The sequence below is a fragment of the Pseudodesulfovibrio halophilus DSM 5663 genome, assembly GCF_059568665.1.
In genome coordinates this window covers 340832-357958 of the sequence record NZ_JCANTV010000008.1, presented here as the reverse complement: position 1 = coordinate 357958, position 17127 = coordinate 340832, and the positions used below count along the sequence as shown (strand labels likewise).

At 61.1% G+C, this 17127-nt stretch carries 15 protein-coding genes and 1 riboswitch; of the genes, 7 read left to right on the top strand and 8 right to left on the bottom strand.

The genetic code is table 11. The features are described 5' to 3' along the window. Window positions 1-7 precede the first annotated feature (7 nt). From BR24_RS03805 to BR24_RS03795, 3 genes are read right to left on the bottom strand one after another with little or no spacing between them, the layout of a single operon-like run. Window positions 8-433 carry a hydrogenase iron-sulfur subunit gene (locus BR24_RS03805; protein ID WP_156816797.1) on the bottom strand — a complete coding sequence of 142 codons (426 nt, stop codon included), beginning with the start codon at window positions 431-433 and terminating at the stop codon, window positions 8-10. A gap of 15 nt (window positions 434-448) precedes the next feature. After that, entirely contained in the window at window positions 449-3490 is a 3042-nt protein-coding gene (locus BR24_RS03800) for an FAD-dependent oxidoreductase (protein ID WP_496540176.1), read from the bottom strand. A gap of 37 nt (window positions 3491-3527) precedes the next feature. Next, the gene (locus BR24_RS03795; protein ID WP_496540175.1) at window positions 3528-4826 is read right to left on the bottom strand and encodes a (Fe-S)-binding protein; all 1299 of its coding nucleotides are present in this window, start codon (window positions 4824-4826) and stop codon (window positions 3528-3530) included. 830 nt (window positions 4827-5656) lie between these two features. Next, window positions 5657-5761: riboswitch (TPP riboswitch) on the top strand. Between the two features lie 86 nt (window positions 5762-5847). On the opposite strand from BR24_RS03795, the gene thiC reads away from it, so the two are divergent. The 5 genes from thiC (at window position 5848) to BR24_RS03770 (ending at window position 10868) form a co-directional block, all read left to right on the top strand. Next, the gene (gene thiC / locus BR24_RS03790) at window positions 5848-7131 is read left to right on the top strand and encodes a phosphomethylpyrimidine synthase ThiC (protein ID WP_496540174.1); all 1284 of its coding nucleotides are present in this window, start codon (window positions 5848-5850) and stop codon (window positions 7129-7131) included. 151 nt (window positions 7132-7282) lie between these two features. After that, the gene (locus BR24_RS03785; protein ID WP_496540173.1) at window positions 7283-8611 is read left to right on the top strand and encodes a sigma-54 interaction domain-containing protein; all 1329 of its coding nucleotides are present in this window, start codon (window positions 7283-7285) and stop codon (window positions 8609-8611) included. Between the two features lie 130 nt (window positions 8612-8741). Next, window positions 8742-9155: a NifB/NifX family molybdenum-iron cluster-binding protein gene (locus tag BR24_RS03780; RefSeq protein WP_496540172.1), complete on the top strand. Its 414-nt coding sequence runs from the start codon at window positions 8742-8744 to the stop codon at window positions 9153-9155. Beyond that, window positions 9152-9511: a NifB/NifX family molybdenum-iron cluster-binding protein gene (locus BR24_RS03775; RefSeq protein WP_496540171.1), complete on the top strand. Its 360-nt coding sequence runs from the start codon at window positions 9152-9154 to the stop codon at window positions 9509-9511. Before BR24_RS03780 ends, BR24_RS03775 begins: the two co-directional genes overlap by 4 nt. Window positions 9512-9608: 97 nt before the next feature. Continuing rightward, entirely contained in the window at window positions 9609-10868 is a 1260-nt protein-coding gene (locus BR24_RS03770; protein WP_496540170.1) for an iron-sulfur cluster carrier protein MrpORP, read from the top strand. A 178-nt stretch (window positions 10869-11046) separates the two neighbouring features. Here the strand turns inward: BR24_RS03770 and cobT are convergent, their stop codons facing one another. Continuing rightward, on the bottom strand, window positions 11047-12117 hold the full coding sequence (cobT, locus tag BR24_RS03765) for a nicotinate-nucleotide--dimethylbenzimidazole phosphoribosyltransferase (protein WP_496540169.1): 1071 nt from the start codon (window positions 12115-12117) through the stop codon (window positions 11047-11049). A gap of 111 nt (window positions 12118-12228) precedes the next feature. On the opposite strand from cobT, the gene BR24_RS03760 reads away from it, so the two are divergent. Both BR24_RS03760 and BR24_RS03755 read left to right on the top strand, forming a co-directional pair. Further along, complete coding sequence (locus BR24_RS03760) at window positions 12229-13068, top strand: WcbI family polysaccharide biosynthesis putative acetyltransferase (RefSeq protein ID WP_496540168.1); 840 nt, start codon at window positions 12229-12231, stop codon at window positions 13066-13068. Further along, window positions 13055-14062, top strand: a complete 1008-nt coding sequence (locus tag BR24_RS03755; protein WP_496540167.1) for a glycosyltransferase family protein — start codon at window positions 13055-13057, stop codon at window positions 14060-14062. The genes BR24_RS03760 and BR24_RS03755 overlap by 14 nt, the downstream gene beginning before the upstream one ends. Before the next feature lie 6 nt (window positions 14063-14068). On the opposite strand, the gene rnhA is transcribed toward BR24_RS03755, so the two are convergent. From rnhA to dsrP, 4 genes are all read right to left on the bottom strand, one after another. Beyond that, entirely contained in the window at window positions 14069-14536 is a 468-nt protein-coding gene (gene rnhA, locus BR24_RS03750) for a ribonuclease HI (protein ID WP_496540166.1), read from the bottom strand. Then, window positions 14533-15042 (bottom strand): hypothetical protein, encoded by a 510-nt coding sequence (locus BR24_RS03745; RefSeq protein ID WP_496540165.1) that lies wholly within the window; start codon window positions 15040-15042, stop codon window positions 14533-14535. The genes rnhA and BR24_RS03745 overlap by 4 nt, the downstream gene beginning before the upstream one ends. 26 nt (window positions 15043-15068) lie before the next feature. Continuing rightward, window positions 15069-15794, bottom strand: a complete 726-nt coding sequence (locus BR24_RS03740) for a substrate-binding periplasmic protein (protein WP_496540164.1) — start codon at window positions 15792-15794, stop codon at window positions 15069-15071. A gap of 94 nt (window positions 15795-15888) precedes the next feature. Then, window positions 15889-17115 carry a sulfate reduction electron transfer complex DsrMKJOP subunit DsrP gene (dsrP, locus tag BR24_RS03735; protein ID WP_496540163.1) on the bottom strand — a complete coding sequence of 409 codons (1227 nt, stop codon included), beginning with the start codon at window positions 17113-17115 and terminating at the stop codon, window positions 15889-15891. Between the last annotated feature and the right edge of the window lie 12 nt (window positions 17116-17127).

Here is a 17127-nt window from a genome sequence, read left to right as displayed (position 1 = left end):
GTCCTCCTTAGGCTGCAGCCTTTTTGCTTTTCGCGGGGTTGGGACCAAGTTCCTTGATCTTCTCGGTGAACTTGGTGACCACTTCCGCAAAACGGGGAGCTTCCGCGGAGGAGACCCATTCGATGGCGAACCTTTCGGGATCGACGCCGAGGTCTTCCAGCAGCAGTTCGGTAGCTCCGGCCCTTGCCAATGCTTTATGATTACCATCCAGGTAATGACACTCTCCGAGGTGTCAGCCCATGACGATGACGCCGTCGGCGCCACCTTTGAGGGCGTCCACCACAAGGTCCGGATGGACCATGCCGGAGCACATCACCCGCACGGCTTTCATGTTCGGAGGATATTTCAACCTGGAAACACCGGCCAGGTCGCCACCGGCATATGCGCACCAGTTGCACAGAAAGCCGATGATTTTCGGTTCGAAGTCAGCCATTTTCAACTCCTTCGATTAGAGTCCTGCCAAGGCGGAGGTGACCTGCGCCTTGAGCTGGGCCATGGTGAAGCCGTTCACTTCCACGCCGCCCTTCGGGCAGGTGGCCATGCACACGCCGCATCCCTTGCACAGAGCCTTGTCGGTGGCGATCCTGCGGTGTTCCTTACCCTTCTCGTCCTCGAACGCTTCGAGGCTGATGGCGTTGTAGGGGCAGGTATCCACGCACAGGGCGCAGCCGTCGCACTGCTCGGTGACCTCGCTCTTGATGGAGTCGAGAGGCATCTCGGTGCGTGCCAGAATGACTCCGGCGCGGCTGCTGGCCGCCTGGGCCTGACCGATGGCTTCGTCGATGGGCTTGGGATAGTGACACAGACCGGCGACGAACAGGCCGTCGACGGACAGGTCCACGGGGCGGAGCTTCGGGTGAGCCTCGGTGAGGAACCCGTCGTCGCCCGTAGCGCATTTGTACAGCTCGACCAGTTCTCTCGTCTCGTTGGGCACGATGGCCGTGGCGAGGACGAGGTAGTCGGCCCTGATGTCCAGATCGCGACCCAGCATGGGATCGTTGACCTTCACGGAGACGGAGTCGCCGGAAGCGTCCACCTGCGGCAGGCTGCCCAGCGTGTACTTGATGAAGATCACGCCGAGCTTGCGGGCCTTGGTGTACAGGTCTTCACGCAGGCCGTAGGTGCGGATGTCGCGATTGAGCACGTAGACGTTCATCTCCGGCTTCTGTTCCTTGAGGCGAATGGCGCTCTCCACCGAGTGGGTGCAGCACACGCGGCTGCAGTAGGGGCGCTCTTCGTTGCGGGAACCGACGCACTGGATGAAGACCACGGAGTCGGCCTTGGCGGAGTCGCCGGAATCGAGCATCTTGTCGAATTCCAGATGCGTCTTCACGCGGTCGGACTGTCCGTAGCCGTATTCGTCCGGCTTGTATTCCTTGCCGCCGGTGGCGACCACGGCAACGCCGTACTTGACGGCCTTGGTCTCGCCGTCCACTTCCACCTCGCTCACGAAGTTGCCGACGGAACCGACGGCGGTCTTGAGCATAGCGTTTTTGAGCACGGTGATGTTCTCGTGGTTATCCACCTTGGCCGCCAGCTTCTCCACCTCGGGGCGAATCTCTTCGCCGCGCCAGGTCTGGGAGAGCGACCAGGCGTTGCCGCCGAGCATGTTGCTCTTTTCGAGCAGCACCACTTCGTAGCCCATGTCGGCGATGCCGAGGGCGGAAGTCATGCCGGACATGCCGCCGCCGACCACCAGCGCCTTCTGCGTGACGTCCACGGACATCTTGCTCAGGGGCTGGAGCAGGGCGGCCTTGGCAACGGCCATGCGGACCTGGTCCTTGGCCTTTTCGGTGGCTTTCTCGGGCTCGTTCTGGTGGACCCAGCTGTTCTGGTTGCGGATGTTCGCCATTTCAACGAGGTATTCGTTGAGGCCCGCTTCCTTCAGCGTCTCCTTGAACAGCGGCTCGTGGGTGCGCGGCGTACACGCGGCAACCACGATGCGGTTCAGGTTGTTGTCCTTGATCTTCTTGGAGATCAGCTCCTGCGTGTCGGTGGAACAGGTGAACATGTTGTTCTCCACCATCTGCACGCCGGGCAGGCTCGCGGCATATTCGGATACGGCCTTGACGTCCACGGTGCCCGCGATGTTGGTACCGCAGGAGCAGACGAACACGCCGATGCGCGGCTCCTCGCCGGAGATGTCGCGCTCTTCGGGCCAGACCTTTTCTTCGGTCATGGTGCCGCGCACTTCCGCCAGCCGCTTGGCCGCGGTGGCCGCTGCGGAGGAAGCATCGGTGACCGCCTGCGGGATGTCCATGGGAGCGTTGAACGCGCCCGAGGAGTAGATTCCCGCTCTGGAGGTGGACACCGGCTCGAAGGAGTTCGTTTCCACGAACCCGTACTTGTTCAGCTCGAAACCGGCGGTTTCGGACAGCTGCCTGGCGTCCTTGGGCGCTTCCATGCCGATGGACAGCACGACGAGGTCGTAGACGTCCTCGACCATGTTGCCGGACTTGTCGGCATACTGGATGACGGCACCCACGCCGTCGGGACCGGGCAGGATCGTATGCGGCCGTGCCTGCACGAAGTTGATCCCGTTGGTCTTGGCGCTTTCGTAGTATTTGTCGAATTCCTTACCGTGGCTGCGGATGTCCATGTACAGGATGGTCTGGTCAATGTCGCCGGTGGTGTGCTCGGCGGTGATGACAGACTGCTTGATGGCGTACATGCAGCACACGCTGGAGCAGAATCCGTTGCCGCAGCGATTGATGTCGCGCGAACCGACGCACTGCAGCCAAGCAATCTTTGCAGGCTCCTTGCCGTCCGAGGGACGGGTCAGGTGGCCGTGGCAGGGACCGGAGGAAGACAGCAGGCGCTCGTATTCGAGCGAGGTCACTACGTCGGGGAGTTCCTTGTAGTAGGTGTAATCCAGATCGGACGGGTCAAACGCCTTGAAACCGGGCGTGAGAATCACCGAACCGACGTTCAGGTCGACGATCTCTTCCTTGTCGTCGAACTTGATGGCTTCGGTGGGGCAGACCTTTTCACAGGCGCCGCACTTGCCCTTCTGGATCATGATGCAGGTTTCGCCGTCCAAAGCGTACTTCAGCGGCACGGACTGCCCGTAAGGAATGTAGGCAGCCTTTCTCTTGGAAAGACCGGCCTGATATTCGTCGTCAACTTTTTTGGGACATTTCGCGGCACACTCCCCGCACGCGATACATTTTTCCATGTCCACGTATCGGGGGGCCTTCTTTACCGTTACGGTGAAGTTGCCTTCATCGCCGGAAACGTTCTGAACCTCTGCCAGAGTATGCAACTCGATATTTAAGTGCCGACCGCACTCAACCAACTTGGGCGAGATGATTCACATCGCGCAGTCGTTGGTCGGGAAGGTCTTGTCCAGCTGCGCCATGACGCCGCCGATACCGGCACTCTTCTCGATCAAATGCACGTAATAACCGGAGTCGGCCAGATCAAGCGCCGTCTGAATACCGGCGATACCGCCGCCGACGACCATGACCGATCCAAGTTTATTCGCAGACATTGAGTCCTCCTTGGAATCTCGTTCCGTTCAGTTCCGCCTACAGGCCGACTTCCTTGAGGTCGTCGCCGAGGTACTCGCGCTCGTTCTCGCCCAGAATACCGAGCGAAAGGCAGATCAGCGTCCAGAGGTGGACCGTCTGATACTTGCCGTCGAAGTGATGCGCGAGATCGTGAACCTGGGAGTGGCAGTTGTGGCAAGGGGTGATGCAGTAGTCAGCGCCGGTGGCGATGATCTGATCGAACTTGCGCTTGCCGTAGTACCTGCGCGCTTCGGGGAATCCGCTCTGCAGGAATCCGCCCCCGCCGCCGCAACAGTAGTTGTTGGACTTGTTCGGGTGCATGTCGATGAAGTTTTCTTCACCGACAACCTGCTTCACGACGAAGCGAAGGTCCTCGGCAACGGGATCACCCAGAGACTTCCTGACCAGCTGGCAGGGGTCCTGAACGGTGAACTTGACGCCGAGTTCCTTGTTCCAGTCGGAGTTGACCGGGAGTTTTCCTTCACGGATCCACTGTGCATAGTAGCTGATGATGGATTCGAGCTCGAAAGGCACTTCCATGCCGAATTTTTGCAGTCCGGCCCGGACTGCGTAGAATTCGTGGCCTCACTCGGTGTTGAGCCAGCTCTTGACCCCGAGGTCGCTCACCGCGTCCATCTTCTTTTTGACAATGGCTTCCCAGTTCTCGTCCTCCGCTGCAAACAGGCAGTAGTTCTCAGCCGCCCAGCCAACGGTCCCGTAGGTCCAGTCGGCGCCGACGACATTGAGAATCTTCCAAAGAGGAACCATCTCGTCCGGCTCGGTGACCGGTTCGCGAGAGTTCTGGTTCAGATAGAAGTGAGCACCCTTGCGGTTGACGCTCACGTTCAGGTCCTTGCAGGACTCCTGGTCCTCGCAGACCTCTTCAAGGACGTCCTCCACGACGAACTTGAAGTCTTCCGAGCTGGCACCCATGGCGCTGGCGCCTTCGGTCCGGATGCCCTGATCGCAGGAACCGACAATGCCCTTGGGCTTGTTTTCGCGATCCTGCGCCGCGCGGGCGTTGTAGACCAGCTGCGGGATGTTGATCTGCATGGGGCATGCGTACACGCAACGCGTACACATGGTGCACATCCAGATCCATTTCGAATTGAGAATCTCCTCATCCATGCCCAACATGGCCATACGCAGGAATTTCCTGGGGTCCATTTCCTCCAGTCCGGTTGCCGGACAGCCGGAAGAACACAGACCGCACGTAAGGCACATGTTGAGGTTTCCGCCTTCCGGCAGAAGCTCCATGACCTTGTCCTTGAACGTGGATTTGACTCCACCTTCAAGAACGATTGCGGGTTCGCCCATACTCCTCACCTCATTGTTAAGGGTTTCCCACTGCATATAAAAGAACGGAATCCGTCCGAGAACATCCCTTCGGGAAAAGGGATGATTCATCCGGAAAACCGACTCGTTGCCAGCTCACTCCACTGAACTGAACAAACGAATGGATACGTCTTCATACTCAAAAAAGCCAAATCCGTAAATAGGCCGAAGATAGAAAAATGCTATCGTGACAACCCCTTGAAACCATCTATGCTCACCCATAACCCTAGGCAATGGCAGGTAAAACACGCTCCTCCAAGACCATTTGCGACTTTGACGAATCACCGCGAGGCCCTAACGTCCTTTTCGGCATAAAACCGGCTTGAGCAGTGCTTTTTTCTTGAAAAATCCTACACAACAGAGGGTTTTTCGCAATCAATGAAGGTCGACCGGGAATCCGCCGCCGCTCCCGGTGAGAGGCTCCATGACGCGGTCACTGCTCCGCGTGACCGCGCGGACCTGCGTAACCGGTCAAAAGAGCCTCTATGCCTCGACCGGCAATTGCTACGGTGCTTAATTGGCGAGAGAAGGTGCCTCTGGGAGTTCTGGAAGGAAGTGTCCGGACTGACGGCTAAGTGAATCCGCAAGCCAACAGGCACGGAACCAAAATCCCCGTCAGCGGAGTAGCAGCTTGAACACGGGCTGTGCGACCGCATGAACCCTGCGCCGCAACCCCGCTGACAACTCAGGGATTGCAAAGGGGCCCGCCCCTTTGCCGGGGCGTAGCGGCAGCCCCCACTGCCCGTCGAAGACCTCCCAGTCCGGAAGACGCGAAAACCATTGATCGCCGAATCAACTCTTGTTAGGTTTGCTTCTGACCGTAGGGGTGCCCTGTTGTGGGCTGAGAGTCGTATGATCGACAACCCTTGGAACCTGACCCGGCTTGTACCGGCGGAGGAAACGGCACTGCGAAGCGCATTCCTTCCTGTGTTCCACCTGCGGGTGGAATTTTTTTGCCTTTTTTCCGCCCATTTCTTTGAACTTGAAGAATTGGGAGTATTTCATGACACAACTGGAGATTGCCCGTTCCGGTAAGGTCTCGGACGCTTTGGCGTTTGTTGCCGAGTGGGAGGGATTGGATGTGGAGACGCTTCGGCGTTCCATGGCCGCGGGGCGGGTGAGCATTCCGCATAATCCGCTGCATGAAAAAAGCGAGCTTCGAGCCGTGGGCGAGGGGCTGAGCGTCAAGGTCAATGCGAACATTGGCGCGAGTCCGGACCATGAGGATGGTGAGCAGGAGCTGTTGAAGCTCCGTGCGGCGCTGGATGCGGGAGCTGATGCGGTGATGGACCTTTCCATTGCCGGGGAGCTGGGCAACCTGCGGCGGCAGACGCTGGAGCACTGCCCTGTTCCGGTGGGCACGGTACCCATCTATCAGGCTGCTGCGGACGTGACGGCCCGGGGCGGCGGCATCGTGGACATGACCATCGACGACCTGCTCAAGGTGGTTGAGGATCAGGCCCGTGAAGGCGTGGATTTCATGACGTTGCACACCGGATTCACGCTGGGTGCGCTGGAGCGCATGAAACAGGAAGGGCGCGTTCTGGATATTGTCAGCCGCGGCGGGTCGTTCCTTGCGTGCTGGATGGTGGCGAACGGGGCCGAGAATCCGCTGTATACGCATTTCGACAAGGTTCTGGAGATTGCGCGGGAGTATGATGTCACCCTGAGCCTGGGCGATGCGTGTCGTCCGGGCTGCCTTGCGGATGCCACTGACCGGACGCAAATCCATGAACTGATCACCCTTGGCGAGCAGACGCAGCAGGCTTGGGACGCGGGCGTACAGATCATCATCGAGGGGCCCGGACATGTGCCCATGAACCAGATTCGGGCCAACATGGAGCTTCAGAAGCGACTGTGCCACAACGCTCCCTTTTATGTGCTGGGACCGCTGGTCACGGACGTGGCCGCCGGGCGGGACCATGTGGCCTGCGCCATCGGCGGTGCCATCGCGGCGTGGTCCGGGGCAGACTTCCTCTGCTACGTCACCCCCAGCGAGCACCTCGCCCTGCCCGGTCCGGACGACGTATACGAGGGCGTGGCCGTGACCCGCATCGCCGCGCACGCCGCGGACATCGCGCGCGGCAACGAGCAGGCCGTGCAGCGCGACCGTGAAATGGCCAAGGCCCGTGCGGACATGGACTGGGAAGGCATGTACCGCCTGTGCCTTGATCCGGTCACGGCTCGCAGGATTCGAGACAGCCGCAGCCCCGAGGACGAGGACGTGTGCACCATGTGCGGCAAGTTCTGCGCCGTGAAACAGCTCAAGGAACACCTCGGTTCATAGCCTTCAGCGTCCGTTTCTCCTGAAACGGTCATTCATCGGCACTTCGGCAGGGAGTCGCCTACGGGCGGCTCCCTGAATAATTTTTACGGGAAACACGGAAAAACATATTTACGCACTTCACAGAGGACAATTTAAGGCTTATATCTCGCCCATGCCGTTTCCCAAGGACCTCCCGCTCGAGGACGTTTTTTCGTCCATCGCCGACGGCCTCTTCACGGTGGATGCAGACTGGAACATCACCTACTTCAACGAGGCCGCCGAGCGCATAACGGGCGTTCCCGCCGCAGAGGCCGTGGGCAACAAGTGCTGGGATGTTCTCCACTCAAGCCTCTGCGACGGGGACTGCGCTCTCGACTCATGCCTTGCCCACGGCGGCCGGATCACCAACAAGTCCATTTTCATCATTCGCCCCGACGGGGAAAAGCGCCCCGTGTCCATTTCGGCGTCGCCGCTGCGCAATGCCGAGGGGGAGGTTATCGGCGGCGTGGAGACTTTCCGCGACCTGACGGAAATCCACGCCATCCGGCGCGAAATGCGCGAGTCCTATTCCTTTGAGAGCATCGTGGGCAAGAGCGAGGCGCTGGATCGCATCTTCGGCATCCTGCCGCAGATCGCCAGAAGCGAATCCACGGTGCTGCTGCTGGGCGAGTCCGGCACCGGCAAGGAGCTCTTTGCACAGGCCATCCATCAACTCAGCGGACGCAAGGAAGGACCTTTCGTACCGGTCAACTGCGGCGCCCTTCCCGAAACGCTCCTCGAATCCGAACTGTTCGGCTACAAGGCCGGCGCCTTCACCGACGCACGGCGCGACAAGCCCGGCCGCTTCGAAACCGCGCAGGGCGGCACCATCTTTCTGGACGAGGTGGGCGACATGCCCGGCAAACTTCAGGTCAAGCTGCTGCGCGTGTTGCAGGAGAAGACCTTCGAGCCGCTGGGCGGCGTCACCCCGGTAAGCTCCGACGCCCGCGTCATCGCCGCCACCAACCGCGACCTCGACCTGTTGGTCAAGGAAGGGGACTTTCGGCAGGACCTGTTCTACCGGCTGAACGTGGTCACGCTGCGCCTGCCGCCCCTTCGGGAGCGTCGCGCGGACATCCCGCTGCTCGCCGACCACTTCGTGAAGCACTTCAACGCGGTGCAGGGAAAAGCTGTCGAGGGACTCTCGGAAGACGTCATGAGCATCCTCATGCGCCATGAGTTTCCCGGCAACGTTCGCGAGTTGGAGAACATCATCGAATTCGCGTTCATCCTGTGCCCGTCCGGCTTCGTTCAGGTGGAGCACCTGCCCGAACACCTTCGCCCCGAGCAGGACGCGCCTGCCGGGTCCATGCCCATGGGCACGCTTGAGGAGATCAAGTGCATGGCGGTCAAGGCCGCGCTGGAACGCAACGGCGGCAAGCGCATGGTCACCTGTCGCGAACTGGACATCTCCAAGGACACGCTCAGGCGCATGCTCGCCCGTTGCGGCGACGCTGACTGAGCGGGCGCAGAGTTCGCCCGCCCCTGCCCGTCGAGGCATTATTTTCGCCTTCCCGCCCTCCCCCAAAACACCTAAATAGCTGCAATACAAAACTTTTTAAACATGGCACGGCCTATGCTCATGCAGCGGCGTGAGTGAAAAGGAAACCAAGCTTCTCTGCCTTGCCTGTTACGGCGACCGGCTGGCGTCGGTCTTTGAAAACGCGCCCGAGCTGCGCCTCTTCACGGTGGAGAACGGTACATATAGCCCCGCAGGCCATTTATCCCTTCCCTCAAAGGACCCAACGGACAGGACATCCGCCATTTTGGCCTGCGGGGTGACGCATCTGCTCTGCGGAGCCATGTGCGGTCGCACCAGAAACCTCCTCGATGCTTCCGGGGTTGACGTCCTCTCCTGGCATGGAGGAAGCGTCGAGGAGGTTCTGGCTGCCTTCCGCAACGACACACTGGACAAACTCGCCCTGCCCGGATGCCGCAACAGGCCCGGAACGGCCATGTGCCGGGGCCGCGCCCGAGCGGGCAAAGGAAGGAGGAATCAGTCATGAAGATAGCCATCAGCAGCTCCGGCCCCGGACTGGAGAGCGCCCTGGATTCCCGCTTCGGCCGTGCGGCCGGGTTCGTGGTCTATGATACGGACAGCGGCGCGAACGACTACGTGGACAACACCCAGAACCTCAACGCGGCTCAGGGCGCGGGCATCCAGTCCGCCCAGAACGTGGCCGACACGGGCGCCGAAGTCGTCATCACCGGCCACGTGGGCCCCAAGGCCTTCCGCGCGCTGGACCACGCAGGCATCAAGATCTGCCTCGCCACCGAGGGATGCGTCGGCGATGCGGTTCACGCCTTCACCGAAGGGTCCATCAAGCCCGTGGACGGCCCGGACAAAGAAGGCCACTGGTAGCCGCGCGGCGCCCCGACGCGTTGACATCCGCGCACGAATGTCTATGTGAAGAAATCCGAACGCAGTATTCGGAAATACACACCTCAGGAGAACCACAATGAGTGAAGCCTGCAACAGCTGCAGTTCCGCCACCGAAGGCGGCTGCTCCTCCGGCGGATGCGCCGAAGGTCCCGAAGACCTCAAACTCAAGACCACCCTCTCGCGCATCAAGCACAAGATAGTCGTCATGTCCGGAAAAGGCGGCGTGGGCAAATCCACCGTCGCCACCAACATAGCCGTGGCCCTGTCACTGGCGGGCAAGAAGGTCGGCCTGCTGGACGTCGACGTCCACGGCCCCAGCATCCCCCGCCTGCTTTCGCTCGAAGGTCAGCAGCCCCACATCGGGGATCAGGTCATCGAACCCATCTCCTGGACCAAGAACCTCTGGGTCATGTCCCTCGGGTTCATGCTGCCCAGCAAGGCGGACGCCGTCATCTGGCGCGGTCCGGTGAAAATCGGCCTCATAAAGCAGTTCGTGCAGGACGTGGCCTGGGGCGATCTCGACTACCTCATCGTGGACTGCCCCCCGGGCACCGGTGACGAGCCGCTCTCCGCCCTCCAGACGCTGGGCCGCGACGCCAGCGCCGTCATCGTGACGACCCCGCAGGGCGTGGCGGTCGACGACGTGCGCCGTTCCGTGACCTTTGCCCGTCAGGTCGGCAACCCCATCCTCGGGCTGGTGGAGAACATGAGCGGCTTCGCCTGCCCGGATTGCGGCAGCGTGCACAACATATTCAATTCCGGCGGCGGCGAGGAATTATCGCGAGAAATGGGCATCCAGTTCCTCGGGCGAATCCCCCTCGATCCCGAAGTGGGCCGCTCCGCCGACGAAGGGTACCCCCTGCTCAAGGTGGACCACGACTCTCCCACCGCGCAGGCCATGAACAGCATCATCAAGCCCATGCTCGACCTGGGTGAAAGCCTTCAGGAAAACAGCCAGCTGCCCAAGGCTGAAGAGTTGCGCGACGAGCACGGCCGCATCCGCATCGCCATTCCCGTGGCTGCGGGCAGGCTCGCCCAACACTTCGGCCATTGCGAGCAGTTCGCCATGGTGGACGTCGACGCCGACACCGGCAGCATCATGTCCACCACCATGGAGACTCCGCCCCCGCACGAGCCCGGCGTCATCCCGCGCTGGGTGGCCGAACAGAAGGCCAACCTCGTGCTGGCAGGCGGTATGGGCGCCAAGGCGCAGACCCTGTTCACCGACGCCGGCGTTCGCGTCGTCACGGGCTGCCCCGCGGAGAATCCGGATGAACTGGTGAACAAGTTCATGGCCGGAGCACTGGTCACCGGCGACAACGCCTGCGATCACTAGGAGGCCCAGCCTCCGGGCGTCACAGCGACGCAGGCGGTTGACACTTTCGCGGTCCCGGCGGGCCGCGCTACCGACACCTCCTCTCACCCCGGGTCTCCCGACGGAGACCGAGGCTGGACAGAAGAAGGCCCCCGCACCGGACAATGCGGGGGCCTTCGCTGTATCAAATATCCGTTGCCTAGGCCCCGGAATCCACTCCGGCCTCGCTGAATGTTGCCATTTCGTTGAAAATGTCGCACGCGGAGCGCAGCAGGAAGAGCGCGCAGGCGGCGCCGGTTCCTTCGCCGAGGCGGAAGCCGAGATGCAGCAGCGGTTCCTGCTCCAGCATGGCGGTGACGGCCTCGTGTCCCGGTTCAGCGGACGCGTGGCTGACAAAGCAGTACTCCGAAACCAGCGGGCAGATGGCCCGCGCCGCGCAATACGCCGCGGTGGAGATGAAGCCGTCCACGCACACCACCTGACGGTTGCGGGCGCCGCCAAGGATCAACCCGGCCAGCGCGGCGATCTCGAGGCCGCCGAGCGCGGCGAGCACGGCCAGCGGATCGCCGGACTCCACGACCTCCCGGTTGGCCGCAAGCCCCCTGCGGATGACGTTGATCTTGTTGCGGACGCCATCCCGGTCAAGTCCGGTTCCCGGCCCCGTGATCTCCTCGGGGTCGAATCCCAGATAGGCGCAGTACAACGCGGTGGACGGCGTGGTGTTGGAAATGCCCATATCCCCGGTCCCAAGCGTGCGGATTCCCGCGTCGAAGGCTTCGTCAGCCAGCCTGACGCCCAGCAGCAGCGCCTCGAGGCACTCATCCCTCGTCATGGCCGGTCCTTCGGCCAGGTTGGCGGTTCCGGGCGCGACCTTGGCCTGAATCAGGTTGGGATGCGCCTCGTATGCCCCGCCGCACGATCCGGCGTCGACCACGTAGAGTTCCGCCCCGACCGTCCGGGCCAGCACGTTGATTCCCGCGCCGCCGTTCAGGAAGTTCGCCACCATCTGACGGGTGACCTCCTGCGGAAACAGGCTGACCCCTTCGGCGGTCACCCCGTGATCGCCCGCGATGGTGTAGATTCGGGCCGGATCCGCGCTCAATGCGTCCGGGCCTTCCTGAATCATGTATATGCGCCGAGCGAAATCCTCCAGACGTCCGAGGCTTCCCTTGGGCTTGGTCAGGTCGTCCAGTCGGGCCTGCGCCGCGACTCCCAATGCCGGATCAAGAGGCCGAATCGCCTCAGCGACAGCTTCGAGCTTGCGTTCCATGTTTCTTCTCCTTGTGGCTCAGGCTTTTACACCCGCGCCTTGCGGATTGCAAATATGCCGGGAAGTTGCGGCGGGGCCCCGTTGGTGCTATTTCATCCCGAAGGAGTGAGGATGGGCAAGGAACTTTGCGTCATACACGCCAATTGTCAGGGCGAGCCGCTGCTGCAGCGGCTGAACCGCAGCCCGGACTTTTCGCAGCGCTTCGACACGCGGATCGTCACCAACTACGCGCGCGAACCCATGCCCGACGGACTTCTGGAGAACGCCTCCCTCTTTCTCTATCAATATCTGGATGACCAGTGGGGGACGCTTGCTTCGAATGCCCTTTTGGCGCGGCTGCCCGAAAATGCCCGCACCCTCTGCATCCCGAACATGTTTTTCATGGGCTACTGGCCCCTGTGGTCGGGAGCGCCGGGGTTCGATTATCGCGACAGACGGCTTGACCAGCTTCTGGACGCAGGGATTCCCGACGAACAGATTCTCACCCTGTACCTGCGCTCACACCCCGCCAAGCACTTCGGCCTCAATGGCCTGCTCGAGGAAACCTTCCGCCGGGAAGAGGCACGAGAAGCCGTGACTCCTGTCAAATACCTCGGTCACATCCGAGAACACTGGCGCGCGAGGCGGCTGTTCAACACCGTGAACCACCCCGGACCCGAGCTTATGGACCTTGCGGCATGCGGCATTTTGGAGCACCTTGGCATGGCGCGCCCCACCGAAGCCGCGCTGGAGCAGTGCGGTGAACCGTTTCCCGAGTTCCAGCAGCCTATCCACCCGCTTGTGGCGGAACACTTCGGACTGCAATTCACGGACGCCAACACGCGGTACGAGGTTTACGGCCAGAAGATGACCTTTGCCCGATACGTGGCCCACTACATCGACTGTCGCAGAAGCGGCATCGACGACTTCATCTCCTACCTGCGGGCGAGGGCCGCCAATGAGCAAGCCTAAGGTCGCATGGGTCGGCGGCATCTATTTCCGCGACGACTTCGCCCGGCAAGGCTTCGACGTTCGGACCGTGAACTTTTCCGGGCCAAGGGCGCTGGACTGGGAGGAGCTCTGCGAGGAGACGGGCTGTGAGCCGGATGTGGTCATCTACAACGACCGCTCCCTGCCGCCTCCGCTCATCGGCGTCGAAGCCTTTCCCTGTCTGAGCGTCTTCTACTGCATCGACTCTCACATTCACGAGTGGTACCCACTTTACGCGCAAGGGTTCGACCTCTGCGCCGTGAGCCTGCGCGATCACATGTCACGGTTTCGCCTTCGGCTGGACGAGCAGGCCGTCTTCTGGCTACCGCCTTACCCCATCCGCGACGAGCGCCCGCCTGCGGAGCAGCCGGAACGCATCTGGCCCCTGCTGTTCGCCGGCACGGTAGATCCGGAGACCACGCCGGAACGCAAGCTGTTTCTGGACAGGATAACAGAGCTGGTCCCGGGGCTTGAGATTCGCAGCGGCCGGTTCGAGACGCTCTTTCCGCAGGCCGAGATAGTGCTGAACATCGCCGAACGGGGTGACCTCAACTTTCGCGTCTTCGAGGCTCTTGCCACGGGAGCCTGCCTCCTGACTCCGGAAGTGGGCCACGGCCAGTCCGAACTGTTCGAGGACGGCAGGCATTTTTTCACCTATCCCCTGAACGAACCGGAAGCGGCGGCAGCCCGGGTACGGGAGTTGCTCTCCGATCCGGAGCGCATGCGCCTGGCGCGCCGCGAGGGACTGGCGGAAATCGACGCCCGGCACCGCAGGAGCCACCGGGCCGTCCAGCTTGCAGAAGTTGTTCGGAAAGCCCTTGAGCATTCTCCGGTACAGCGCAGACTCCGCGAGGCCCCGTCCATTCACGAACGGTTCCTCAGGCTCGTCTATCTTCACTGGGCGCAAGCGGAGCGCGGCAGCGGGCTGGGCGCCCGCTACCTTGCCGCCGGCCGCAATAGCCCGGCTCGGTCCTGACCGGAATCAGGACTTTTTGTATTCGGGATCTTCGAGGAGGTCGCGCCCCGACGCGGCGTTTCTCGCCAGCTCGTCGCAACGCTCGTTTTCCGGGTGCCCGCTGTGGCCCTTGACCCAGCGGAAATCCACGGAGTGCTTTTCCAGAAGCGGCATGAGACGCCGCCACATGTCCTGATTTTTCACCGGCTTCTTCGCGGCGGTCTTCCAGCCGTTTTTCTGCCAGTTGGCGAGCCACTTCTTGGTGATGGCCTGCTGCACGTATTTGGAGTCGGTATACAGCTCCACTTCGCAGGCTCGGTTCAGGCTCTCAAGACTCTCGATGACCGCAAGCAGCTCCATGCGGTTGTTGGTTGTCAGTCTGTAGCCCTGAGAGAGTTCCTTGGTCGTGTCGCCGTATTTGAGAACGGCACCGTAACCGCCCCGCCCCGGATTGCCGAGACAGGAGCCGTCGGTGAATATGGTCACCCGGGTCATGAATTTCCTTGTTGAGAGTCGAGGGCGCTCAGCCGCGACCAGATCATGGTCAGCACTATCTTGAGCTCGCGCGGCCAATCGCCCTGTTTGAATGATTGCATGAAGTCGTCGGTGAGCGATGCAGTGAAGTCGTCACCCAGCGCGGCCCGTACAAGCGGCGGAAACCGCAGAATGACCTCTCCCGCTTCGGGAGCGAGGCCGAAGAACATGGTCTTGGGCCCGACCTCCGGAACCAGCGCCTGTCCCTTGTAAATCGTGACCTTCATGTTGACGCCATATGTCTCACGCATACTAGCGATGAACCCCTTGAGAAAATCCAAGTCGGTCTGGGACAACGTTTCGGTCTGATCGTTGACGGCCTGTCTGGTCTGGATGCGCTCCAGCACGCTCTTGTTGTTCTGCATGAAAGCCCAGGCCACCACGGCAATCACTCCGACAAGCGCGATGGCGCGAATCATGCGCTCGGCTTTGGAGCGCCCTCTGGGCTTGGGAATCTCAAGTCGCACAGCCTGTTCCTCCGGGGGTTGCCCGCTCAGGGAGCATTCAGCGTTTCCTTCGTCAACCGTGCATACGTACCGTCAGCCTTGATTTCCCGCAAGGTTTTCGTCAAGAGCGGCACCATCTCCCGATGCTTTTCATGGATGTAGATATACATGGGAACCACTTTATACTCCGGCAGCATCTCACGCACGCGAAAGCCTTTCTTCCGCAGCAGATATCGCCCTGCATGACGCTCGTAAAGCGCGATGTCGATACGCTTGTGGACAAGCATGCCCAACAGCTGTTCCGGCTTGTTGGCATGACGGTGCATGGTCTCGGGACGCAGGATGCTTTCGTAAATCTTCCATCCCCGCAACAATCCGACCTGCAGGTGATTGAAGGTCTTCCAGTCGATTCGGGTAGGACATCCTGCTCTGGTGAACGCCACGAACGCATACTCGACAACAGGCTCGGGGAGCATCACGAGATTTGAAAACTGCTTTTCGATCCCGGCAATGCGAGGCAGTTCCACATCCACCAGCCCCTGATTGGCAGAGAGCAGCGCCCGAGCCGCCGGCTGCCTGACGATCTCGAACGAGACGCCGGCGCGACCGAATATTTCCAGCAGCAATCTGTCGAGAAAGCCGTCCTGATCGCGGGTAGAATATGGAGGTTTGATGGAAGTCCCAACCTTGAGGGCGGGTTGGTCGGCATGAAGACTTTCCGGAAAGAGCAAGGCGACCACCAAGCACAGGGAAAGCAGGGATTTTGCGACCATGGAATTTGATACATTCCACTCCGGATTTTCGCAACCCCACGAAAAAGGCCCGCTCCGTGGAGCGGGCCTTCGGGTAGGTAACGGCAGATCGAGGTTACGCTGCTTCCTCGGCGGGAGCGCAGTCGCAGTTGTCCTCGGTGGAGCAACCGCAGGGCAGCGCCTGGGAGTGGCCCATATCTTCCTTCACGCTGGTGGCGATCTTGAAGAGCACGGTCACGACCAGTGCGCCCACGGCGTAGATCATGGCGGAGATCATCAATTCCTTACCGGTGGGCCAGTAGGGGGTGATGGTGCCGAACGGAGTCGGGTTGAAACCACCGATGAGCAGGCCAAGGCCCTTGTCGAGCCAGGTCGCGATGATCAGGATGCCGAGCGCCCAAGGCAGGATCTTCTGGTTTTTGCGCAGCTTCGGCGGAATCAGCAGAGCCAGCGAAGCGGCGGCAAACAGGATGAAGGTCCACATGAACGGAACCAGCTCGTGGTGTCCGTGTTCACCTGCGAAGAGGTAGGTGATGGAGTGGGTGTGGCCCGGCAGCTGGGAGTAGTATGCGGTGAAGATTTCCAGCAGGAAGAAGAACATGTTCACGACCATCGCGTACGTGATGATGGTGGTGAGGGTGTTCAGTGCCTTCTTCGGCATCTGGAAGGAAGTGAACTTCTCGGTAACCTTCATGACCAGCAGCAGGATGGCCGGTCCGGAGCAGAACGCGCTCGCCAGGAAGCGGGCGGCCAGAATGGCGGTGAGCCAGTAGTGGCGGCCGGGCAGGCCCTGGTACAGGAACGCGGTGACGGTGTGGATGGAGAACGCCCATACTATCGAGATGATGATGAACGGCTTGACCCACTTGGGGTGCGGAAGGCGCATGCGGTCATGCTCCAGACAGACCCAGCCGCAAAGGATGTTCAGGAACAGGTAACCGTTGATGACGATCATGTCCCAGAACAGGATGGAGTTCGGGGTCGGATGGAAGATGACGTTGAGCATCCGCTGCGGCTGACCGATGTCGACCACGATGAACAGCAGGCACATGATACAGGCCGCGATTGCCATGAACTCGCCGAAGATGACCATGTGCTTGTTCGGTTTGTACTTGTGAAAGTAGTACGGCAGCACAATCATGACGCCGGATGCGGCGAGCCCGACGAGGTAGGTGAACTGGGAGATGTAGAAGCCCCAGGAGACGTCACGGCTCATGCCGGTGATCTGGAGACCTTCCATCAGCTGATTGATCCAGACAGCACCGCCAATGGCGATGATGACGAGCAGGAAGCCGATCCAGCCGTAGTACCTCGGGGAACCTTTCAGAGCTCTTTCAAGCATTACTGTCCTCCC